Below are 20,834 nucleotides of genomic sequence, written 5' to 3' on the forward strand. Positions count from 1 at the left end.
CCACACTCTACTCTTTCCTAATTCTGACCCTTATGAATTTAACTGAACTCAAGAAAAAACCAATCGGCGAACTAATTAAAATTGCTGAATTTATGGGCCTGGAAGGTATGGCTCGTAACAGAAAGCAAGATATTATCTTTGCCATTTTGAAACGCCATGCGATGAATGGCGAAGAAATTTTTGGTGATGGCGTTCTCGAAATTCTCTCTGATGGTTTTGGTTTTTTGCGTTCTGCCGCAGGTTCGTATTTAGCAGGTCCGGATGATATTTATGTGAGTCCTTCACAGATCCGACGCTTTAACTTGCGTACAGGTGATACCATCACAGGTACTATTCGCCCTCCAAAAGAAGGTGAGCGTTATTTTGCGTTGCTCAAAGTTAACCAGATTAACTACGACACGCCAGAAAATTCTCGAAATAAAATTTTATTTGAAAATTTAACTCCTCTTTTCCCAACCGAACAATTGGTTATGGAATTAGGTAATGGTACGACAGAAGACTTAACTGCTCGTGTCGTTGATTTAGTTGCGCCAATTGGTAAAGGCCAACGTTCTATTATTGTTGCACCGCCGAAAGCCGGTAAAACAATGTTACTTCAAAATATTGCTCAATCGATTGTTAGAAACAATCCAGAAGTATTCTTGATCGTTCTACTCATTGACGAACGTCCAGAAGAAGTAACCGAAATGGAGCGTACTGTTCGCGGTGAAGTTATTGCGTCAACATTTGATGAAGCACCAGCTCGCCATGTACAAGTTGCAGAAATGGTAATTGAGAAAGCTAAACGTCTTGTTGAGCATAAAAAAGATGTTGTGATTCTTCTTGACTCTATTACCCGCCTTGCACGTGCTTACAACACTGTTATCCCGTCATCAGGTAAAGTGTTAACGGGTGGTGTGGATGCTCATGCATTGGAACGTCCTAAGCGCTTCTTCGGTGCTGCACGTAATATCGAAGAAGGTGGTTCACTTACGATCATCTCAACTGCTTTGATTGAAACAGGCAGTAAAATGGATGACGTAATTTATGAAGAATTCAAAGGTACAGGTAACCAAGAGATTACGCTTGATCGCCGTATTGCTGAAAAACGTGTCTTCCCTGCCATGAATATCAAAAAATCTGGCACCCGTCGTGAAGAACGTTTAATGGATGAAGATAAATTACGTAAAGTATGGATTCTTCGTAAGCTCCTTCATCCTATGGATGAGTTGGCAGCGATGGAATTCTTACTTGACCGTATGAAAGAAACCAAAACAAACGATGATTTCTTTGATCAAATGAAGCGTAAAGCTTCAACTTAATTGATCAAATCTTAATAAAAAGCCACTCTTTTGAGTGGTTTTTTATTTGGTTGACAAGCTTTACACAAAAATACATTTCGTCGATTTTTATGTAAAATTATTTATAAGTTTTTGATAATAAATATTTTTATATAAAAAAGTTCATTCTTTTTAGTAACTTATCTCTACCTTTTCCAATATATACCAGTCAGTTAATTGTTTTTTTCTGTTAAAAAACAGTCTGTTTTTCTCTTTTTCATACGTTTTTTTGACAAGCGACAGTAGTATTTCCACATTTGCAGTGATAGCATAGCGGCAGACCAGTTAGACTGCTCCATGCGTTGTTACCTAGCTACGTTTTAGGAATAATAAAAGCAAAACAGTCCAACTTAGGTTTTTTTAATCTCAAATCTTTTTTGTGAGAGTGATGCCATGTTATTCAAAAAATTCGCTGTTGCTGCTGCTGTTGCTGCTACTTTAGCTTTCGTTGGTTGTTCTAAGAAAGAAGAAGCTCCTGCTGCTGCTTCTGAAGCTGTAGCTGCTGCTTCTGAAGCTACTGCTGCTGCTTCTGAAGCTGCTGTAGCTGTTGACGCTGCTGCTTCTGACGTTGCTGCTGCTGCTTCTGACGTTGCTGCTGCTGCTTCTGAAGCTTCTGCACCAGCTTCTGCTGCACACTAATCTACATTCTAGATTAGATAAAAAAGAGGACATTTTGTCCTCTTTTTTTATGTCTAAATTTTGATTTTCTAATATTAAATTAGCCTATATTGCTGCCAAATAAAATTATATAAAGCTTCTTAAAATATAAATATAAAAAAAGCAGATCAATCGATCTGCTCATTTCCAACGCGTTGTCTAAACTTCTGACCCGCTCTGAAGGTAACTACACGGCGCGCAGAAATTGGAATTTCCTCGCCTGTTTTAGGATTACGTCCAGGACGTTCGCGTTTATCTCTTAATTCGAAATTACCAAAACCAGAAAGCTTAACTTGCTCTCCCGCAATAAGCGCTTGGCTAATTTCGTCGAAGAACAACTCGACCATTTGTTTTGCTTCACGGCGATTTAAGCTGGTTAACTCACTTAAATGATCAGCCATGTCTGCTTTAGTTAATGCTGTCATGAGGCCCTCAATGTCGCTTGATAAGTGTTTTCCAACACTTGGATTATATTGTCCATACCAGATTTAATTTCAGCATCTTCAAGCGTACGTGAAGGATGTTGCCATAATAACGCAAACGCTAATGAGCGTTTACCTTCTTCGACACCCTGCCCCGTATACACATCGAATAACCATGTAGAGTCTAAAAGCTCTCCACCAGTTTTTTCGATTAACTGCTGAATATCTCTAACATTTATATTATCAGAGATTAAAAGCGCAATATCACGTCTGATCGAAGGAAAACGTGATAATTCTGTAAAATTAGATACATAAGATTGCAAAACGGCTGTTTGATCGAGTTCAGCAACCCAAGTTGTGCTCAAATCTAACTCATTTTCTAAAGATGGATGCAAGCGGCCTAAGTAACCAATTGATTGTCCATCAACTAAAATTTCAGCAGACTGCCCTGGATGCAACCATGCACGCTCTGAACGTACATATTCAACTTTGACACGTCCAGCAGCTAAAATCTCTTCAATCTCTCCCTTGAAGTCGAAGAAATCCATTGGCTGAGGCTTAACATGCCAAGATTCAGGTTGTTGTGAACCTACTGCAATCAAAGCTAAAGTCGGAATCTGTTTTAGATCTTCAATACTTTTAGCATCTTGATAATCAAAACGCAGTCCTAATTCAAAGAAACGGACACGACTTTGTTGACGGTTGAGATTATATTGTACGCACGGGATTAAACTTGAAAGCAAAGTACTACGCATCGCAGCCAAATCACTTGAAATTGGATTTGCTAGCATTAACGGGTTTACTTGCGGGTTCAATTGCTTTTCAAGTTTTGCATCAGCAAAGCTAAAACTAATTGCTTCTTGATAACCTAAAGTCACGATAGTTTGGCGTAACTCTGCAATTTCAAATCGGTCTTGATATTTAGCTAATTGAACATCCATGCTTGGTAAGTTAATTTGGATATTGTCATAACCATCAATACGCGCTACTTCTTCAATTAGGTCTTGATAAATAGCCATATCATAGCGATGTGATGGAGGGACTACACTCCAGTCACCTTCAACTTTAACAGTTACTTCACACCCTAGTCGAGTTAAAGCATCTGCAATGAAATCAGCCGTCAATTGATATCCCAACAATTGGTCTACCTGAGCTTGTTTTAGTTCAATTGCTTCACGCTTTGGTAAAATTTCAGTTTTTTCAGCCACAGTAATTGGACCAAATTCACCACCTGCCAACTCTTGAATAAGCTGCGAAGCACGGTTCATGGCAATTAACGGTAATTCAAAATCCACACCGCGTTCATAACGCTGTGAAGAATCTGTGTGTAAACCAAAACGGCGAGCACGTCCAGCAATCGCAAGTGGAGCAAAGAATGCACTTTCTAAGAAAATGTCAGTTGTATCATCGGTTACACTAGATGCTAGACCACCCATAATTCCGGCAATTGCCAAAGCTTTCTGGTCATCAGCAATCACCATAATATCTTCTTGCAATTCAACTTCTTGATCATTTAAAAGTTGTAATTTTTCTTGTGGCTGAGCTTGACGCACATGTACAGTCCCTTCAATTTTAGCTAAATCGAAAGCATGCATTGGCTGACCCAATTCCATAAGGACGTAGTTCGTTACATCAACTAAAATACTATGAGTACGAATCCCTGAACGTGCTAAAGCCTGTTCCATCCACTCAGGAGTAGCAGCTTTTACATTAACGTTTTTAACTACACGTCCTAAGTAGCGTGGAGCACCATCCGTGCTGATTACTACTTTTTTCTCATCAGCAATTGTCGCATCAACCGATTTAATTTCAGGCTCATTCATTTGCAGTTGATTAATTACTGCAATCTCACGAGCGATACCACGGATACTGAAACAGTCACCACGGTTTGGTGTAATACTGATATCAATGACGTTATCATCAAGTTTTAGATATTCACGGATGTTTACCCCTACTGGAGCATCGGCAGGTAGTTCGAGCAAACCATCGATTTTATCTTCAAGATCAATTTCAGAAGCCCCACAAAGCATGCCTTGTGACTCAACTCCACGAAGTTTACCTTTTTTGATTTTAAAATCGCCGGGTAATACAGCACCAATCGTTGCAACTGGAGCTTTCATGCCAGCACGAACATTTGGGGCACCACATACAATTTGTAAAGGCTCACCTGAACCAATATTAACTGTTGTTACACGCAAACGATCTGCATCTGGATGCTGCTCAACTGTTAAAACTTCACCAACCACGACACCAGTAAATGGCTTTGCAACAGGTGCGAGTTCATCAACTTCAAGACCAAGCATAGTCAACTGATCAGACAATGTCTCACTATCAATTGCTGGGTTAACCCATGTGCGTAGCCAATTTTCGCTAATCTTCATCTTTATAAACCTTTTTTAATCCTGAAAAATTGTTAGGCAAATTGGCGTAAGAAACGCACATCATTTTGATAGAACATACGCAAATCATTAATGCCATAACGCAACATTGCAAAACGCTCTACCCCTAAACCAAAAGCAAAGCCTTTGTATTTATCAGGATCAATACCCGCAGCACGCAATACATTTGGATGCACCATGCCACAGCCTAATACTTCTAACCAACGTCCACGCTCATCCATGATATCTACTTCTGCACTAGGCTCTGTAAATGGGAAATATGAAGGGCGGAAACGTACTTTTAAATCTTTCTCAAAAAATTCATTCAGTAGGTTAATCAATAAACCTTTTAATTCAGCAAAGCTTGTGTTCTCAGCAACGTATAAACCTTCGATCTGATGGAACATTGGAGAATGCGTTTGATCCGAATCACAACGGTAAACACGGCCAGGGCATACGATACGAATTGGCGGCTCACTCGTCTCCATTGTACGAATCTGTACCCCAGAGGTATGCGTACGTAGCAAGTGAGTGGCATCAAAGTAGAAAGTATCGTGCATAGCACGTGCCGGATGGTGACCAGGAATATTTAATGCTTCGAAATTATGATAGTCATCTTCAACTTCTGGACCAGTAGCAACTGTAAAACCAGCTTTAGTGAAGAACTGACAAATTCGCTCTTGTACCTGAGTAACAGGATGGACTGTACCAACGCGTTGACCGCGGCCCGGCAAAGTAATATCAATCGTTTCACTTGCTAGTTTTTGTTCAAGTGCTGCCTGTTGTAATGCCGCTTGGCGTTCTGTTAAAGCAGCATTAATTGTTTCTCGAACAGCATGAATCGCAGCACCTTGTACTTTGCGTTCTTCAGGGTCCATTTTCCCTAATGCTTTCGATTGTTCTGCAAGCTGGCTTTTTTTCCCTGTAAATTGCACACGCACCTGATCAAGTGCAACAAGGTCTTGAGCTGCTGCAATGGCAGCAAGCGCTTCTGTGGTCAGGGCTTCCAGTGACATATTAACTCTCAAAGCAACAAATTAAAAAAATATAATAAAACACTGCATTCTAACAGTTTTTCATCGAATTGATGAAGTTTATCCATCATGAAAAATGTATTAGGCAACAAAAAGATAAAACGTATAAGATAATAGCATCGTCAATGAGATCAACTATTATGGCGCTTAATCAGATTTGGAAACAACAACTTACGCTTGTGACATATGGTAATGAATACCTCCGTCAGAATTTAAGCTTTAACCAATGGCGACAACATCATATTTTCGACCATCATAGTTTTCAGTTTCGCGACTTAACTTCACAGCATTTATTGGCTCAACATTTCCAAGTTTGGCTAGAAGCATTAAAAAAACAAGGCACCACTCAGCTCAGTTTACATTTATCAAGCCTTCTCAATGAAGAGCAAAATCCAAACAGTAACGTCGAGCTTTTGCCTTATACTCATTTTATTGTAAGTCATCAAAATAATAAGAAGTTTGCATGGATTTTTGGCCATGAGCTTGCTGAATGGTATAACAATGATAACGAGTTCGAAGCGCCTTCTTCACAAACCTGTGAATTGCGTCTAGAGACATTCTGGCGTTTTGAATTAAATGAAAAATTATCAAAAAAAATTGAAGCTGATCTAAAAAATCCACCATGGCAAGAAATAGCCGACTTTATGGAGAGTGAATTATTCCGTAGCAAGTATGCGACAGGCTTTGAGGAACCAGAACTTCAAAATACTCTTTTTGATGGAATAAATATTAAAAGTTTAGAACCAAAACTTGCCCTAATTCCTGAGAGTTATCCCGCAGATTATGCCCATCAACTTTTATCTCATACTCAAGCATTAGCCGATTATTTAGAACAAAAGAAACGTATTGCAAATGATCCTTTAGGAGAAGAACTAGACCAAGAGCAACTCATCAATTTAAGAAACTTTACACAAAAAACTGATGATTTGTTTGCCAAACTTATTGTGAAAGTTGCCAACCATTATCAGACAGCTCAGATGGTACCTGTAGTTAAAGCATCTCCATTTGAGCAATCAAATGAAAATCCACAACATTTGAAATCTCAACATCATAAAGGCACTGGTTCAGGCGTGATTAAGCTCATTATTTTAACCATTATTATTTGTGCTTTGGCTTATTATTTTGGACTTTAAAGATTAAAGTTCCCATTGATAAAGTAACTCTGTTATTTCGGGACCGAACTCAAGTAGTTCGGTTTCCCCAATTAATTTAGCTCCCATTTTTTCGTAGAAGAAACGACTTCGATTTTTATTAAAAACTTCTACGCGAATAAAACTGTATCCTTGATTTAAAGCGCATTGGTAGAACTTTTGAAATAACTTACGTCCCGTGCCTTGCTTTTGAACTTCTTTTAAAAGATAAAAAGCAAGAATTTCAGCAATATTATTTTCTGGGTTTAAATAACCATCGAGAAAGCCTTTCACTGCCCCATTTTCAGTATAGACAAATAACTTATGATCAGGGCTTTTGGCTATTTCTTTCCATAATAACTCCTTATCTAGGACTTTAAGCTCATCTAATATTTCTCGCTTAATTATACCTGTATAGGTTTCTTTCCACCCCTGTACATGTACTTCTGCAATAGATAATGCATCGTTAAGTGATGCTATACGAATATCCATGTCATTTAATATTTTCAATTCACTTCCCTCATGTCACTACTTTTAAAGTGAAGCATTGATTAGTCTCACACCAACCTACTCAGTTAAAAGTAGCTCTCGAACATGCATTAAAGCAAAACCCAACAAATTTAGTCCTTGCCATAGAGATGGATCTTGAATATGTGGATGGTCTTGCGCCATACCAATTCCCCAAATTTTATCGACTGGAGATGCTTCAACTAAAATACGGTCTTTCGTTGCTAATAAGAATTTTTTCAATTCAGTATGCTGAGAGAATTTAGCAGAGTTCGCTTGCACCACGATGTCAAAACGCTTTTCTTGCCATATCTGTTCCTCATAATTACGTACTTTGCGACCTAGCTGTTTCGCCTCATTAGGATGTTTAACTTGCAAAATCCGTGCAAAAATTTCTTCATCATTAAATATTTTTGCTTTTTGCGCCATCATATAGTGTTCAGCAGTAAAGTACTCGATACCCTCTAGTTCAAATTGCGCAGGAAACCACTGGCTAAAACAACTCTTATCAACAATATCAGCTTTCTTAGGAGTATGTCCCCAGAAATATAGATATTTGAACTGGTGACCTTGCTGTACCTTTTGAATTAAATCATTAAGAAATTTTTCGTCTTTCATATTTTATCTCTGATTGTTATCTCTTTTTAAAATAGAACCGCTAAAAATAAAAAAGACCGCTAAAAAGCGGTCTTTCCTTGAATCTCTAAGCTTATGCAGCTAATGCACCTTTAGCTTTTTCAGCTAAAGCAGCAAATGCTACTGCATCATGCATAGCGATGTCAGCTAATACGCGACGGTCGATGATCACTTGAGCTTTTTTCAAGCCATCGATCATACGGCTGTATGACAAACCGTTTTGACGAGCACCAGCATTGATACGCGCAATCCATAGAGCACGGAATTGACGTTTCTTTTGACGGCGGTCACGGTAAGCGTATTGACCAGCTTTGATTACCGCTTGGAACGCTACGCGGTAAACGCGTGAACGAGCACCGTAGTAACCTTTAGCGCGAGCAAGAATTTTTTTGTGACGACGATGAGCCACTACACCACGTTTTACACGAGCCATTTATAATCTCCTTAGATGTATGGGCACATACGACGAACTGAATTCATGTCAGAAACATGAACCATTACACAGCCGCGTAATTGACGGATACGTTTAGCAGATTTTTTGGTCAAAATGTGGCGCTTGAATGCTTGTTTGCGCTTAAAACCGTTTGCAGTCGCTTTGAAGCGTTTAGCTGCACCACGGCGAGTTTTTAACTTAGCCATAGTAACCTCTTTTAGGCACCTGTTCGGCGCGATTGCACCATTGCAAAATCGACCTGCAGGTAAGGAAGCGCGTATTTTATAGCATGCTGACTAAAATTAAAACTATTAGTTACTGTTTTTATGAGTGCAAGAAAGACTTTTCCAAATTCAACCGTGCCAACGATATCAATAATAAATAAAGCACCTGTGCTTTTTTCCATTTATAATACGATCAAATTATCAACATACGATATTCCTAATGCAGAAACATGATGCATTTGCTGCCTTACGTTACAGAGATTTCTCAATTGTTACGATTAATCAATTTTGCTTAACTTTAGCAATTCTGATTCAAGAAATTATTGTTGCCTACTCACTCTATCAAATCACCAAAGACCCTTTGACTCTAGGTTTAATTGGACTCGCAGAAGCCATTCCTTTTATTGCTCTTTCTCTTTGGGGTGGCTATTTTGCAGATCGGTTTAATAAACAGATTATTATGAAGATCTGTTTATTTTTTTCGGTTCCTCTTCCTTTAGTGTTGTGGTCGCTGTTCCATCTGCATGGTCTAGGTCATATCAGCGTAAATTTCCTTTCTTGGGGTATTTATGCTGTTATTTTTGGCTTAGGTACTATACGCGGGTTTTATAATCCCTCTGCAACGTCTTTAAAACCATTTTTGATACCTCGTGAACTGTATGCAAATGGTGCAACATGGACGACAATCGGTTGGCAAAGTGGTGTAATTATCGGGCCAATGCTTGGTGGTTTCATGCTTGCCTATTTAGGCCGAGAAACAAGTCTATTTAGTGTTGCGGTTTTACTTGGTATTTGTTTCATCTTAATTAACCTATTGCATAAGCGTATTTTTCCTAAAATTGAAACTGCTAATGTTTTAGAAAGTTTAGGAGATGGTTTCCGTTTTATCTGGAAAACTAAAATTGTTCTTTGGGCAATTTCTCTTGATTTAGCTTCTGTTTTATTTGGTGGAGTCATCGCATTATTACCAATTTTTGCAGAAGATATCTTAAAAGTCGGTCCAGAAGGACTGGGATATTTGCGTGCGGCGCCATCTATTGGAGCGCTCGTCACTATGATTGCTTTGACTCGCTTTCCACCAACTCAGCATGCATGGCGTAACATGCTACTTGCTGTTGCAGGATTTGGTGTTTTCACGATTCTTTTCGCGTTCTCAAATAACATGTGGTTATCACTATTTGCGTTGGCTATGACGGGCGCTTGTGACAGTATTTCAGTTGTGGTTAGACAAACTATTTTGCAAATTTTTCCGCCAGAAAATATGCGTGGTCGCGTTGCTGCTGTAAACGGAATGTTCGTTTCATCAAGTAATGAGCTTGGTGCATTTGAGTCAGGTTTAGCAGCCAAATATTTAGGAACAATTGCAGCCACTATTTTTGGGGGTTGTATGACACTTGCAGTGGTCACCTTCTGTTGGCTAAAAACCAATGATCTATTTAAAGTCGATATTACCAAAAGCTCAGAAGACTAGTTAGACCATTTTATTAAAAGCATCTTCGGATGCTTTTATTTTAAATAAAACCTGTAATCACCCAATAAATAAAAATATAACGCCCTGCTTTAGCAATCAAAACGATAATTAAAAAGCGCCAAAAATTTTCTTTGAATAAACCTGCAACTAAAGTAATTGGGTCACCAATCACAGGTGTCCAACTTAGCAGCAGCGAATAAAACCCATACTTATGATAAAAACTTTGAGCTTGCTCTAAACGCTTTTCAGAAGCAGGAAACCACTTTTTGTGTTTAAACTGCTCTATTTTTAAACCAAGCCACCAGTTCACACACGAGCCCAGTACATTTCCGAAAGTGGCGATAGAAATTAGAAGAAAAGCAGAATATTCTTTTTTTAATAATAAGGTGGCGAGTACAGCTTCTGATTGTAACGGTAATAATGTAGCCGCCCCAAACGCGCTCAAAAAAAGTAAAAAGTAACTTAGCATATTAAATTAGACCAAATCACCTTTCACTTTATTCATTACGCTACCAATAAAAGTTAAATAACTTTAATTGATAGTGCTTTTTGTACCGCAGGACGTGCCGTCAAGCGAACAATATATTCTTGCACATAAGGATAATCCTCTAGCTGAATACCTTGCCATTCATAGCGCAAAATCCAAGGTAAAATTGCCATATCAGCAATCGAGTATTCACCTGCAACAAACTTCTGGCCAATGAGCTGCTTATTCAGCACACCATATAAGCGCTTAGTCTCATTTACATAGCGGTCTATAGCGTATGGAATTTTTTCTGGTGCAAAACGGTTAAAATGATGGTTCTGCCCTAGCATAGGCCCTAGCCCACCCATTTGCCACATGAGCCATTGTTCAACTTCAACTCGCTCTTGCTCATCAGTTGGATAAAATAATCCAGTTTTACGCCCTAAATATTGCAAAATAGCGCCTGATTCAAATATTGAAATTGGCTCACCACGAGGTCCATCTTGGTCAACAATCGCCGGAATTTTATTATTTGGAGAAATTCTCAGAAAGTCTGGTTGAAATTGATCATTTTCTAAAATATTGATTGGGTAAAGAGTGTAGTCCAGTCCCATTTCTTCTAAGGCAATTGTGATTTTATGTCCATTGGGAGTTCCCCAATAATATAGATCAATCATTCTATTTTCCTATTCATCGTTATCATGACTGCGTCTTGCGTTATAGCATGTTTTAAGAGGGACGATGAGATTTCCAACACTAAAAAATACATAAAATTCAAGAATTGAATTTCTTTTAAAAGATATAGCAATTGTCTTAAATAAAACTGAACAGAGAAAATTAAATCATCTTTTTTTATTATGATAAGGATATAAAAAAGCACTGCTTTTGCAGTGCTTTTTTTGAGTATTACTTTTTCTTTTTAGGTCCAAGTAACATACCCATTTGACGGCCTTCCATTTTAGGTGCTTGTTCCACAACCCCAAACTCAGCAACATCAGCTTCAATCTTTTGTAATTGAGCTAAGCCAAGTTGTTGGTGAGCCATTTCACGACCACGGAAACGTAAAGTGATTTTCACTTTGTTTCCTTCTTCAAGGAATTTCAAAATAGCACGAAGCTTAACTTGATAATCACCAACGTCAGTTGCAGGGCGCAGTTTGATTTCCTTCACTTGCACTTGATGCTGTTTTTTCTTCGCATCTTTTTGCTTCTGCTTAAGGTCAAACAAGTGCTTGTTGTAATCCATAATTTTACAAACAGGCGGCTCGGCGTTTGCAACGATCTCAACTAGGTCAAGATCTGCCTCTTCAGCAGCGCGCAGTGCTTCATTTAATGAAACAATTCCTTTTTGCTCACCGTCAGCACCAACGAGGCGTACTTCTTTTGCACGGATCTCGTCGTTAATTGCTGGACGGTTGCTTTTTGCACCTTGTTGTTGGTTACGGTCAGGCTGTTTAATCTTTCTTACTCCACAATATACCGGCCACGTTCGGCGACGGCAGACTTCACTAAGTCAATGAATGCATCTACTGACATAGTACCTAAATTTTTTCCTGAGCGGGTACGCACATTCACTGTACCTTCTTCAACTTCTCGATCACCAAGAACTAATAGGTAAGGAATACGCTCTAGAGTACGCTCACGAATCTTAAATCCGATTTTTTCATTTCTCAAGTCAGAAATAGCACGAAGGCCATTTTCTTTGAGTTTTGCTACGACTTTCTCACAAGCTTCAGCTTGAGAGTCCGTAATATTCATGACACATGCTTGTAACGGCGACAACCAAGGTGGCATGAAACCAGCGTAGTGTTCAATTAGTATACCAATAAAACGCTCAAAACTGCCAAGAATTGCACGATGCAACATTACAGGCTGATCACGATCATTGTCTTCAGTCACATAAGACGCATCTAAACGTTCTGGTAAGTTAAAGTCACACTGAATAGTACCACACTGCCATACACGTCCGAGACAGTCTTTCAATGAGAATTCAATTTTCGGACCGTAGAACGCGCCTTCACCAGGTTGTAATTCCCATTCGAGACCCGCTGCATCTAAAGCATCAGCTAAAGATTTTTCAGCCATATCCCAAAGCGCATCATCACCTACACGTTTTTCTGGACGTGTAGAAAGTTTCATTTGCACTTCTTCAAAGCCAAAATCTTTATAAACTTCTAAAGTCAGCTTAATAAAGTCAGCGACTTCCTGGCCGATCTGTTCTTTAGTACAGAAAATATGTGCGTCATCTTGTGTAAAGCCACGTACACGCATAATGCCGTGTAAAGAACCTGATGGTTCGTTACGATGACAAGAACCGAACTCTGCCAAACGAATTGGTAGATCACGGTAAGACTTCAAACCTTGGTTGAACACTTGCACATGACATGGGCAGTTCATTGGCTTAACCGCATAGTTACGATTTTCAGAATGCGTCGTAAACATATTGTCTGCGTAGTTGGCCGCATGACCTGACTTTTCCCACAATGTAAAATCTACGATTTGTGGTGTCTTAATCTCAAGGTAACCATTGTCTTGCTGAACTTTACGCATGTATTGTTCAAGTACTTGGTAAATAGTCCAGCCATTTGGATGCCAGAATACCATACCCGGTGCTTCTTCTTGCATATGGAACAAGTCTAAGGCTTTACCAATTTTACGGTGGTCACGCTTTTCAGCTTCTTCGATACGTTTAATATAGGCAGCGAGCTGTTTTTTGTCTGCCCAAGCTGTACCATAAATACGTTGAAGCTGTTCGTTCTTCGCATCACCACGCCAGTATGCACCAGAGATTTTAGTGAGCTTGAATGATTTTAAGAATTTGGTATTCGGTACGTGTGGACCACGACACATATCCAAATAATCTTGATGGTAGTACAAGCCCATTTGTGTTTCTTCAGGCATGTCTGCAATCAAGCGTAATTTATATTCTTCGCCACGCGCAGTAAATTCAGCAATAACTTCATCACGCGGTGTCATTTTTTTAACGACATCGTAATCTTGATCAATGAGCTTTTTCATACGCTCTTCGATAGCTGCCATATCATCTAATGTAAAAGGACGTGGCATCCAGATGTCGTAGTAAAAACCTTCTTCAATGACTGGACCAATCACCATCTTGGCTTCCGGGAAAAGCTGTTTAACAGCATGCCCTACAAGGTGTGCACAAGAATGGCGAATAATTTCAAGACCTTCCTCATCTTTTGGAGTGATAATTTGTAAGGTCGAATCTTCGGTAATTAAGTCACATGCATCAACTAAGCGATCATTTACACGGCCAGCAACAGTATTTTTTGCTAGACCAGGCCCGATACTTTGGGCAACTTCCATAACAGATACAGCGTGATCAAAACTCTTTTGATCGCCATTTGGCAATGTGATAATTGGCATAAAAAAATCCTTAAGGAGTGATGCCCTATACGAAGGAGCATTTCACCGCGAGATTATGATCGAGGCGAACCTCAAAATATAAAAACGGTGTAAATCAAAGTTAAAAAACCTGAAAGATTTTACACTTGTTCAAGCAATGTGAAAACCTTTGAGTCCATAAAATCATAAATACATTTTGCTTATCACGTAAACAGCAATAAATGACTTAAAAAATATATTGAGATGATTTTTAAACATGTTTAACACAAGTGGTTTAAGATGAAGAAAATAGCATTTCTGCTCATTTTTTGACTGGAGGGTATCATTCTTTAAGACTAAAGCATAAATGCTTTGATTAATATTAAATCATATGTTCAAAGAATGAATTAAAAATAGAACACGGAGTTGTTTCACATGGTTAGTGCTTATGATGAGTTACCACGCACACCCGCAAACTTTGTTGCGTTATCACCTCTACGCTACCTAGAGCGTGCGGCTTATATTTACCCAGATCAAGCTTCAATTATTCATGGTAAGCGTCAAATTTCATGGAAAGAAACTTATCAGCGCTGCTGTCAATTTGCATCTCAGCTCAAGCAACTGGGAATTGAGAAAAATGATACGGTATCCGTTTTATTGCCAAATATTCCAGCCATGATTGAAGCACATTTTGCGGTTCCTATGGACCTTCTGCTCTATGTGCTTCTCAATCTGGATGGAATGAGCTATCAATTGCTGAACAAGCCCAACTTCATTCCCGTCAAGGCGTACCCTACCCGTTACAAGACAGCATGCGTGTGTTAGATCCCGAGACAATGGAACCTGTCCCGAATGATGGTCAAACCATGGGAGAAATCATGTTCCGTGGCAATATTGTCATGAAAGGCTATTTAAAGAACCCTAAAGCAACACAAGAAGCATTTGCAGGTGGATGGTTCCACACGGGCGACCTAGCCGTTTGCCACCCAGATGGTTATGCAAAAATTACTGATCGTTCGAAGGACATCATTATTTCAGGTGGAGAAAACATTTCATCTTTAGAAGTAGAAGATGTTTTGTATAAACATCCTGCAGTATTAACCGCTGCGGTAGTCGCTAAACCCGATGCACGTTGGCAAGAAGTACCATGCGCGTTTATTGAATTAAAGATGGGTACTACAGCAACACCTGAAGAAATTATTGCACACTGCCAAAAAGAATTAGCGCGCTTTAAAGTACCTAAAGATGTGGTTATTACAGAAATTCCGAAAACATCGACAGGTAAATTACAGAAATTTATCTTACGTGAATGGGCAAAAGAACGGGCTGAAAATGTATAAATAAAAAAGCGACGCCTTGAGCGTCGCTTTTTATGGAAGAGCATTAGCCTTGGTCAGACAATAAAGCAATTTGCTGTACATAGTTTACAAATTTACCTTTTGATGCCTCAAGCTCTGCTTCACTCACTTGTTGAGTCTTATCACGCTTGATTCTCAACACATGCTGACGCAATGTGTGACGTTCCGATGCATTATAAATTTTGCTAAATTCATTAATTGCAGGGTCGCCTTGTTCGATCATACGATCAACCCAACGCATCAATTGAGCCTGCTTTTTTGCGCCTTGCTGCGGAGTTAGATAAGACAAAATAACGGTCTCATCTTCATTGCGCAATAATTTACCAATACGTTGAAACTGACGACGACGGGCTTCAAAAGAACTAATGTTCTGTACTTCCATTAACGCATCAATTAAACGTTCATCAACTGGAAGTTTTTGAATCTGTTTAACAGAAAGTTGTGCTAATTGCTCACCTAAAGCAGCCATACGTTGAACTGCTTTTTTCTGCTCTGTCTTACTTGCACGTCCTTCTAAAGAGCCAAAATCTTCTTCAGTATAACGTTGGGGACGACGTGCCACGATTAATCTGCCTCATAAAATTTTGCGGCGAATAACGCCTGTACTTCATTTAATGCCTGCTCTTCGTCGGTACCATCAATGACCAATCGTAAAGTGGTCCCTTTACCTGCACCTAACATCAGCAAAGACATAATATTTTTTGCATCTACTAAATGATCGCCTTTTCCAATTTGGATCGACGAACGAAATTTTGTAGTGACCTCTATCAGTTTTCCTGATGCACGAGCATGTAAACCGAGTTTATTAATTACATCAACAGTTGTGTCTATCATGACCAGTGCTTCATTTCTCTGTGTAAGACCTGAACAGACCATTCTGCCTCAAGTGCTTGTTTTAGTCTATCTACGATATAAACGGAACGATGTTGACCACCAGTACAACCAATAGAAATCGTCATATAGTGACGATGTCCTTCAGCAAATGCTGGAAGCCATTTTTTTAAGAAGTGAAGAATATCGTCAAACATTTCGTTTGCTTGCGGACTTGCTTCTAAAAATTGTCTTACTGGCTCATCCAAACCAGAAAAACGTCTCAATTCTAAATCCCAATGCGGATTTGGTAAATGCCGTACATCAAAAACATAATCAGCATCTAAAGGAATGCCATGCTTATATCCAAATGACTGCAATATCACGATGAGCTTATCTGACTGCCCCAATTTAGACAGTAAAATATGCTTTAGATCATGAACGCTTTTATCCGTTGTATCAATATGAACCGTAGCACGGAACTGAATTGGGAGCAGCAATTGCTTTTCTTCATGAATACATTGCAACAGACTTTTAAAACGATTGGCCAATGGATGCGGACGACGCGATGCACTAAAACGTGCAATCAAATCCTGATCTTGCGTAGTCAGATAAATCACATCAACTGTGCCATGTTTTTGTAGTTGTTCAAAAACATGGTCGAACTCTTGCATATCTGCACGAGTGCTTCGAACATCCACACCTAATGCCAATTGCTCTAGGTTATTTTCATGATCTAGCTTTGCCACAATTTCGGGCAGCAATGCCAAAGGCAAATTATCAATACAGTAATAGCCCAAATCTTCTAACACTTGGAGAGCCGAAGATTTTCCTGAACCAGACTGTCCTGTCACGATAAGTATACGCTTCATGGCATGGCTGTCCTTTGATCTGTTTATTAGGGTGTAAAGGCAACTTCTAAATTATCAATCAAACGTGTTTCACCCAATTTTGCCGCGACAAACAACACAATATCACGATCAAACTGAGTAGCAGGTAACAGATTTGATTGACGAGCTTCGACATAATCCACAACAAAGCCATTATCTGTCAACTGAGTTTTAATATCTTCTAAAACTTGTTGTAGATCTTTACCTTGATGTAACTGCTGTTCAGCTTGCTTCAAACTTTGATAAATAACCGGAGCGACCTGACGTTGCTCTGGACTTAAATAACCATTTCTTGAACTAAGAGCCAAACCATCTGCCGCACGAACAATAGGCACGCCAATGACTTCTAAAGGGATATTTAAGTCTTGTACAAACTGACGAATCACTGCTAACTGTTGGTAATCTTTTTGACCAAAGAAAGCGTAATTAGGTTGCACAATATTAAAGAGTTTGGTGACCACCAACGCTACGCCATCAAAATGCCCAGGACGTGAACTACCACATAAAGCATCAGTAATTTGGCTGACACTTATGTTGGTTAAACGAGGCTGAGTACCGTACATTTGCTCAACCGATGGCGCAAAAATAATGTCACAGCCGACATCGGCTAATAGACGGCTATCTTGCTCTAAAGTACGAGGATAGTTATCAAAATCTTCACCCGGCCCAAATTGAGTTGGATTTACGAAGATGCTAACAACTACAACATCACATAACTTTTTCGCTTCACGAACAAGTGTGAGATGTCCTTCATGTAGATTTCCCATAGTTGGGACAAAACCAATAATTTTACGCGCAGCTCTAGCAGGATTTAAAGAAGCTGCAAGACCTTGTATGGTGGTTTCTGTTTTCATGAATTACAGCTCAACGTGGAAAGTATGTTCTTTAGCTGGAAATGACTGATCTTGCACAGCAGCATGGAAAGCTTTAAAAGCATCTAAAATGGCAGTTTCACCAGATTGTTCTTTCATAAAGTTACGAACAAAACGCGCAACTCGACCAAAAGTTAAACCTAACATGTCCTGTACTACGAGTACCTGACCATCAGTCGCATTACCTGCACCAATACCAATCACAGGCGTATTTGGGAATAGTTCCGCAATTTCTTGTCCCAACTGAGCAGGTACACATTCAAGCAATAGAACTGCTGCGCCAGCCTCAACCACAGCTGTACAGTCGGCAATAAGCTGATCAGCTGCTTCACGTGTTTTAGCTTGTAATTTATATCCACCAAATACGTGTACAGATTGAGGGGTTAAGCCTAAATGTACACAAACAGGTACACCATTACGTGTTAACACTTGTACAGTTTCACTTAACCATGCACCGCCTTCAATTTTGATCATTTGAGCGCCAGCTTGCATGACTGTTCTTGCGTTTTGCAAAGCATCATTTAAAGTTGCATAACTCATAAATGGCAAGTCAGTCATAATCAAGGCATGTTGGTTACCACGACGAACTGCTGCCGTATGATAAGCCATGTCTTCAACAGTTACAGGTAAAGTTGAGTCACGACCTTGAATTGCCATTCCAAGAGAATCACCAATTAAGATAGTATCAATTTCAGCAAGTTCCATTGCTTTTGCCATACTCGCATCGTAACAAGTTAGGCAAGAGAACTTACGTCCTTCGGCTTTAAATTTTCTTAAGTCACTTAGACTAATCATGATGGTATCCTCTACAGGAGTTTGCAGAACGTAATAAGTCAGGTTTTAAGCCCAAGACTCATCAGCAAGTACAGTCAGCGTTGGCTGCTGTAAGAGTTCTAAATTTTTAAGTGGCTGATCATCAATATGTAAATCAGCATCTAAATCTAATAAAGGAATTACAACGAAATCTCGTTCTAGAATTCCAATGTGCGGCACTGTTAAGCGCTCATTTTGAATTTTTTCATTGCCATATATCAGCAAATCCAGATCTAAAGTACGCTCGCCCCAACGACGAAGACGTACACGACCAGCTTCTTGCTCAAATCGCTGCAACTGATCTAATAAATCTAAAGGCGTGAGATCTGTATTTAACTCGGCTACAGCATTTAAATAATTTGGTTGATCTTGAGGCCCCATAGGTGGGCTTTGATAAAGTCTAGAAACTCTCACCGCACCTAAAGTTTTAAGCTTAGCAATGGCTTCAGATAAAATTTGGCGCGAATCGCCCAAATTACTACCTAAACCAATATACGTCTTCGTTGTCATTGCGTTGGCCCAAAAATCACTTGGCTTAAATCGCGTTGTACTCGCTTACGCTTCAAAATCGGATGATCATTCATCGTGCCGCCTGCATCCAAAGCAGTGGCTTTTTCAACAAAACGCCCTATCGATTGGTCTTGTCGAGTACGTTCTTTTTTCCCGCGACGACTACGTGGTTCGGGAACATCAACCAAAGGCTCGATTTCCGTTTCAACTTTATTGTTTTCAACAGGTTCAGCAGCAGCTTTACGACGACTTTTGGCTTTCTGACGATTGTACTGGCTAATCGCAGCTTCTTTTTCGTCATTCGACATTTCTTGGTAGGCTTCCCACCAGCTTCCCATTCCTTGTGTCGTGTCATCACCAGACTTTTCACGAAGTAACAAGAAGTCAAAACCAGCACGGAAACGTGCATGTCCTGCCAATGCTTCTATTTGCTGTGGTTTTGGATTCAGCAAACGAGTCTGCATTTCCCAAACTTCACGGATAAAAGTTTCTGCAAAGCGAGGAATCACTGTGCGTGTTGCCTGACGCTTTAAGACATCTAAACCTGCCTGTGCACGTGCTTCAGCGGGTACAACGCCTTTAGATAAATAAAATTCACAACGCTCTAAAAATGGTTGCCACAATAAAACCGCATAGAAAAATGCCGGATTAATTGTTTTTCCAACTTGAATACGTTGATCTGTATTCTTTGCTGCTCTTAAAATAAATGGTGTGAGGTTCGGCTGAATATCTGCAAAGAGTTGTTTCCAGACCCCAAACTCAATCAACATTGGCAAAACACGTGCCAAATGCCCCATTGTAAAAAGCTTCTGCGATTCATCATATAAACGATGCGGAGAAACATCACGCAGTAACTGCGTCATCTCTGCATCAAATATATCGAGAATATTTGCATCAATTTTGAAATTTAATTTGGCTGCAAAACGTAAAGTTCGCAGCATACGCACTGGGTCTTCTTCAAAACGCTGTGCTGGATCACCTAATAAACGTAGAGTTTTATTTTTTACATCGTCAATAGCTTTGCAGAAATCGAGCACAATACTCTTACGCGGTTGGTAATATAGCGTATTGATAGAAAAGTCACGACGAGCAAAGTCTTGTTCGATGGTTCCCCAATTATTATCACGTAAAATCATGCCCGAGGCACTGGTGACTGCTTTTTTAGGAGGAGCACGGAAAGTTGCAACTTCAATAAGCTCACGCCCTGAATAGACATGTGCTAATTCAAATCGACGGCCAATGATTCGACAACGTCGACCAAAAACTTCTTTAATTTGGGAAGGTGTTGCATTAGTGACTGCATCGAAATCTTTAGGATTAAGCCCTAGCATTAAATCACGGACACCACCCCCAACAATATAAGCTTCATAGCCAGCTTTAGTCAGGCTATCGATCACATCTAAAATCGAAGAAGGAAGTTGGGCTGTGGACAAACCACATTTTGACGCTCGCAAGGTTTGCAAAAGACGCTGTCTCCTACGTCAGGACGTAAATAACAAGTTGTCGCTAATCATAGCTCTAACGCACACAAAGGGCAATTTGATTCTCTGTAGTTTGCGC

Annotated in this window: 24 protein-coding genes and 1 pseudogene; 5 read left to right on the plus strand and 20 right to left on the minus strand. The window is 39.6% G+C overall.

Features of this window, described 5'->3' with window-relative positions; genetic code table 11:
• Positions 1-32: 32 nt before the first annotated feature.
• Positions 33-1,301, plus strand: coding sequence for a transcription termination factor Rho (gene rho, locus SOI76_RS15310; RefSeq protein ID WP_002117304.1), 1,269 nt, complete (start codon positions 33-35; stop codon positions 1,299-1,301).
• A gap of 191 nt (positions 1,302-1,492) precedes the next feature.
• On the opposite strand, the gene SOI76_RS15315 is transcribed toward rho, so the two are convergent.
• Complete coding sequence (locus SOI76_RS15315) at positions 1,493-1,618, minus strand: hypothetical protein (RefSeq protein WP_079284414.1); 126 nt, start codon at positions 1,616-1,618, stop codon at positions 1,493-1,495.
• 94 nt (positions 1,619-1,712) lie between these two features.
• Here SOI76_RS15315 and SOI76_RS15320 point away from each other — a divergent pair, with 94 nt between their 5' ends.
• Positions 1,713-1,958: a hypothetical protein gene (locus tag SOI76_RS15320; protein ID WP_016144370.1), complete on the plus strand. Its 246-nt coding sequence runs from the start codon at positions 1,713-1,715 to the stop codon at positions 1,956-1,958.
• Positions 1,959-2,104: 146 nt separating this feature from the next.
• On the opposite strand, the gene himA is transcribed toward SOI76_RS15320, so the two are convergent.
• From himA to pheS, 3 genes are read right to left on the minus strand one after another with little or no spacing between them, the layout of a single operon-like run.
• Positions 2,105-2,401 carry an integration host factor subunit alpha gene (gene himA, locus SOI76_RS15325; RefSeq protein ID WP_000126166.1) on the minus strand — a complete coding sequence of 99 codons (297 nt, stop codon included), beginning with the start codon at positions 2,399-2,401 and terminating at the stop codon, positions 2,105-2,107.
• Positions 2,398-4,779, minus strand: coding sequence for a phenylalanine--tRNA ligase subunit beta (pheT, locus tag SOI76_RS15330; protein ID WP_104080746.1), 2,382 nt, complete (start codon positions 4,777-4,779; stop codon positions 2,398-2,400). Before pheT ends, himA begins: the two co-directional genes overlap by 4 nt.
• Before the next feature lie 32 nt (positions 4,780-4,811).
• A complete protein-coding gene (gene pheS, locus SOI76_RS15335; RefSeq protein ID WP_104080747.1) occupies positions 4,812-5,792 on the minus strand; it encodes a phenylalanine--tRNA ligase subunit alpha in 981 nt (326 codons plus the stop codon).
• Between the two features lie 158 nt (positions 5,793-5,950).
• Here pheS and SOI76_RS15340 point away from each other — a divergent pair, with 158 nt between their 5' ends.
• On the plus strand, positions 5,951-6,943 hold the full coding sequence (locus tag SOI76_RS15340; protein ID WP_104080748.1) for a hypothetical protein: 993 nt from the start codon (positions 5,951-5,953) through the stop codon (positions 6,941-6,943).
• 3 nt (positions 6,944-6,946) lie between these two features.
• On the opposite strand, the gene SOI76_RS15345 is transcribed toward SOI76_RS15340, so the two are convergent.
• From SOI76_RS15345 to SOI76_RS15365, 5 genes are all read right to left on the minus strand, one after another.
• The gene (locus SOI76_RS15345; RefSeq protein ID WP_104080749.1) at positions 6,947-7,450 is read right to left on the minus strand and encodes a GNAT family N-acetyltransferase; all 504 of its coding nucleotides are present in this window, start codon (positions 7,448-7,450) and stop codon (positions 6,947-6,949) included.
• A 57-nt stretch (positions 7,451-7,507) separates the two neighbouring features.
• On the minus strand, positions 7,508-8,065 hold the full coding sequence (locus SOI76_RS15350) for an NADAR family protein (RefSeq protein WP_104080750.1): 558 nt from the start codon (positions 8,063-8,065) through the stop codon (positions 7,508-7,510).
• 91 nt (positions 8,066-8,156) lie between these two features.
• Positions 8,157-8,516, minus strand: a complete 360-nt coding sequence (gene rplT, locus SOI76_RS15355; protein WP_000124858.1) for a 50S ribosomal protein L20 — start codon at positions 8,514-8,516, stop codon at positions 8,157-8,159.
• A gap of 11 nt (positions 8,517-8,527) precedes the next feature.
• Positions 8,528-8,722, minus strand: coding sequence for a 50S ribosomal protein L35 (rpmI, locus tag SOI76_RS15360; protein ID WP_002054552.1), 195 nt, complete (start codon positions 8,720-8,722; stop codon positions 8,528-8,530).
• An 11-nt stretch (positions 8,723-8,733) separates the two neighbouring features.
• Positions 8,734-8,922, minus strand: coding sequence for a hypothetical protein (locus tag SOI76_RS15365; protein ID WP_017387623.1), 189 nt, complete (start codon positions 8,920-8,922; stop codon positions 8,734-8,736).
• Positions 8,923-8,960: 38 nt separating this feature from the next.
• Here SOI76_RS15365 and nreB point away from each other — a divergent pair, with 38 nt between their 5' ends.
• On the plus strand, positions 8,961-10,211 hold the full coding sequence (gene nreB / locus SOI76_RS15370; RefSeq protein WP_104080751.1) for a nickel resistance MFS transporter NreB: 1,251 nt from the start codon (positions 8,961-8,963) through the stop codon (positions 10,209-10,211).
• 40 nt (positions 10,212-10,251) lie between these two features.
• Here nreB and SOI76_RS15375 read toward each other — a convergent pair whose 3' ends face one another.
• From SOI76_RS15375 to thrS, 4 genes are all read right to left on the minus strand, one after another.
• Positions 10,252-10,680, minus strand: coding sequence for a YqaA family protein (locus SOI76_RS15375; RefSeq protein ID WP_104080752.1), 429 nt, complete (start codon positions 10,678-10,680; stop codon positions 10,252-10,254).
• A 53-nt stretch (positions 10,681-10,733) separates the two neighbouring features.
• Positions 10,734-11,354, minus strand: coding sequence for a glutathione S-transferase N-terminal domain-containing protein (gene yfcG / locus SOI76_RS15380; protein WP_002117212.1), 621 nt, complete (start codon positions 11,352-11,354; stop codon positions 10,734-10,736).
• A gap of 229 nt (positions 11,355-11,583) precedes the next feature.
• On the minus strand, positions 11,584-12,135 hold the full coding sequence (gene infC / locus SOI76_RS15385) for a translation initiation factor IF-3 (protein WP_075383312.1): 552 nt from the start codon (positions 12,133-12,135) through the stop codon (positions 11,584-11,586).
• Between the two features lie 5 nt (positions 12,136-12,140).
• Entirely contained in the window at positions 12,141-14,063 is a 1,923-nt protein-coding gene (gene thrS, locus SOI76_RS15390; protein ID WP_002117224.1) for a threonine--tRNA ligase, read from the minus strand.
• A 393-nt stretch (positions 14,064-14,456) separates the two neighbouring features.
• On the opposite strand from thrS, the pseudogene SOI76_RS15395 reads away from it, so the two are divergent.
• A pseudogene (locus SOI76_RS15395) lies at positions 14,457-15,361 on the plus strand (AMP-binding protein).
• Between the two features lie 43 nt (positions 15,362-15,404).
• Here SOI76_RS15395 and yjgA read toward each other — a convergent pair.
• From yjgA to pcnB, 7 genes are read right to left on the minus strand one after another with little or no spacing between them, the layout of a single operon-like run.
• A complete protein-coding gene (yjgA, locus tag SOI76_RS15400; protein ID WP_069141795.1) occupies positions 15,405-15,941 on the minus strand; it encodes a ribosome biogenesis factor YjgA in 537 nt (178 codons plus the stop codon).
• Positions 15,942-15,943: 2 nt separating this feature from the next.
• Positions 15,944-16,213: an HPr family phosphocarrier protein gene (locus SOI76_RS15405; RefSeq protein ID WP_000567533.1), complete on the minus strand. Its 270-nt coding sequence runs from the start codon at positions 16,211-16,213 to the stop codon at positions 15,944-15,946.
• Positions 16,210-17,061: an RNase adapter RapZ gene (rapZ, locus tag SOI76_RS15410; protein ID WP_005066272.1), complete on the minus strand. Its 852-nt coding sequence runs from the start codon at positions 17,059-17,061 to the stop codon at positions 16,210-16,212. Before rapZ ends, SOI76_RS15405 begins: the two co-directional genes overlap by 4 nt.
• A gap of 26 nt (positions 17,062-17,087) precedes the next feature.
• Positions 17,088-17,933, minus strand: a complete 846-nt coding sequence (panC, locus tag SOI76_RS15415) for a pantoate--beta-alanine ligase (RefSeq protein ID WP_057075656.1) — start codon at positions 17,931-17,933, stop codon at positions 17,088-17,090.
• Between the two features lie 3 nt (positions 17,934-17,936).
• Positions 17,937-18,746 carry a 3-methyl-2-oxobutanoate hydroxymethyltransferase gene (gene panB / locus SOI76_RS15420; protein ID WP_002117298.1) on the minus strand — a complete coding sequence of 270 codons (810 nt, stop codon included), beginning with the start codon at positions 18,744-18,746 and terminating at the stop codon, positions 17,937-17,939.
• 45 nt (positions 18,747-18,791) lie between these two features.
• Positions 18,792-19,274, minus strand: a complete 483-nt coding sequence (gene folK / locus SOI76_RS15425) for a 2-amino-4-hydroxy-6-hydroxymethyldihydropteridine diphosphokinase (RefSeq protein ID WP_057075659.1) — start codon at positions 19,272-19,274, stop codon at positions 18,792-18,794.
• Positions 19,271-20,737, minus strand: a complete 1,467-nt coding sequence (gene pcnB / locus SOI76_RS15430; RefSeq protein ID WP_104080753.1) for a polynucleotide adenylyltransferase PcnB — start codon at positions 20,735-20,737, stop codon at positions 19,271-19,273. Before pcnB ends, folK begins: the two co-directional genes overlap by 4 nt.
• Between the last annotated feature and the right edge of the window lie 97 nt (positions 20,738-20,834).

The organism is Acinetobacter pittii, from assembly GCF_034064985.1.
Classification (GTDB): Bacteria; Pseudomonadota; Gammaproteobacteria; order Pseudomonadales; family Moraxellaceae; genus Acinetobacter; species Acinetobacter pittii_H.

Coding starts and splice junctions, on each gene's coding strand:
- rho (WP_002117304.1), top strand. CDS start 33: ATGAATTTAACTGAACTCAAGAAAAAACCAATCGGCGAACTAATTAAA.
- SOI76_RS15315 (WP_079284414.1), bottom strand. CDS start 1,618: ATGGAGCAGTCTAACTGGTCTGCCGCTATGCTATCACTGCAAATGTGG.
- SOI76_RS15320 (WP_016144370.1), top strand. CDS start 1,713: ATGTTATTCAAAAAATTCGCTGTTGCTGCTGCTGTTGCTGCTACTTTA.
- himA (WP_000126166.1), bottom strand. CDS start 2,401: ATGACAGCATTAACTAAAGCAGACATGGCTGATCATTTAAGTGAGTTA.
- pheT (WP_104080746.1), bottom strand. CDS start 4,779: ATGAAGATTAGCGAAAATTGGCTACGCACATGGGTTAACCCAGCAATT.
- pheS (WP_104080747.1), bottom strand. CDS start 5,792: ATGTCACTGGAAGCCCTGACCACAGAAGCGCTTGCTGCCATTGCAGCA.
- SOI76_RS15340 (WP_104080748.1), top strand. CDS start 5,951: ATGGCGCTTAATCAGATTTGGAAACAACAACTTACGCTTGTGACATAT.
- SOI76_RS15350 (WP_104080750.1), bottom strand. CDS start 8,065: ATGAAAGACGAAAAATTTCTTAATGATTTAATTCAAAAGGTACAGCAA.
- rplT (WP_000124858.1), bottom strand. CDS start 8,516: ATGGCTCGTGTAAAACGTGGTGTAGTGGCTCATCGTCGTCACAAAAAA.
- rpmI (WP_002054552.1), bottom strand. CDS start 8,722: ATGGCTAAGTTAAAAACTCGCCGTGGTGCAGCTAAACGCTTCAAAGCG.
- SOI76_RS15365 (WP_017387623.1), bottom strand. CDS start 8,922: ATGGAAAAAAGCACAGGTGCTTTATTTATTATTGATATCGTTGGCACG.
- nreB (WP_104080751.1), top strand. CDS start 8,961: ATGCAGAAACATGATGCATTTGCTGCCTTACGTTACAGAGATTTCTCA.
- SOI76_RS15375 (WP_104080752.1), bottom strand. CDS start 10,680: ATGCTAAGTTACTTTTTACTTTTTTTGAGCGCGTTTGGGGCGGCTACA.
- yfcG (WP_002117212.1), bottom strand. CDS start 11,354: ATGATTGATCTATATTATTGGGGAACTCCCAATGGACATAAAATCACA.
- thrS (WP_002117224.1), bottom strand. CDS start 14,063: ATGCCAATTATCACATTGCCAAATGGCGATCAAAAGAGTTTTGATCAC.
- SOI76_RS15405 (WP_000567533.1), bottom strand. CDS start 16,213: ATGATAGACACAACTGTTGATGTAATTAATAAACTCGGTTTACATGCT.
- rapZ (WP_005066272.1), bottom strand. CDS start 17,061: ATGAAGCGTATACTTATCGTGACAGGACAGTCTGGTTCAGGAAAATCT.
- panC (WP_057075656.1), bottom strand. CDS start 17,933: ATGAAAACAGAAACCACCATACAAGGTCTTGCAGCTTCTTTAAATCCT.
- panB (WP_002117298.1), bottom strand. CDS start 18,746: ATGATTAGTCTAAGTGACTTAAGAAAATTTAAAGCCGAAGGACGTAAG.
- folK (WP_057075659.1), bottom strand. CDS start 19,274: ATGACAACGAAGACGTATATTGGTTTAGGTAGTAATTTGGGCGATTCG.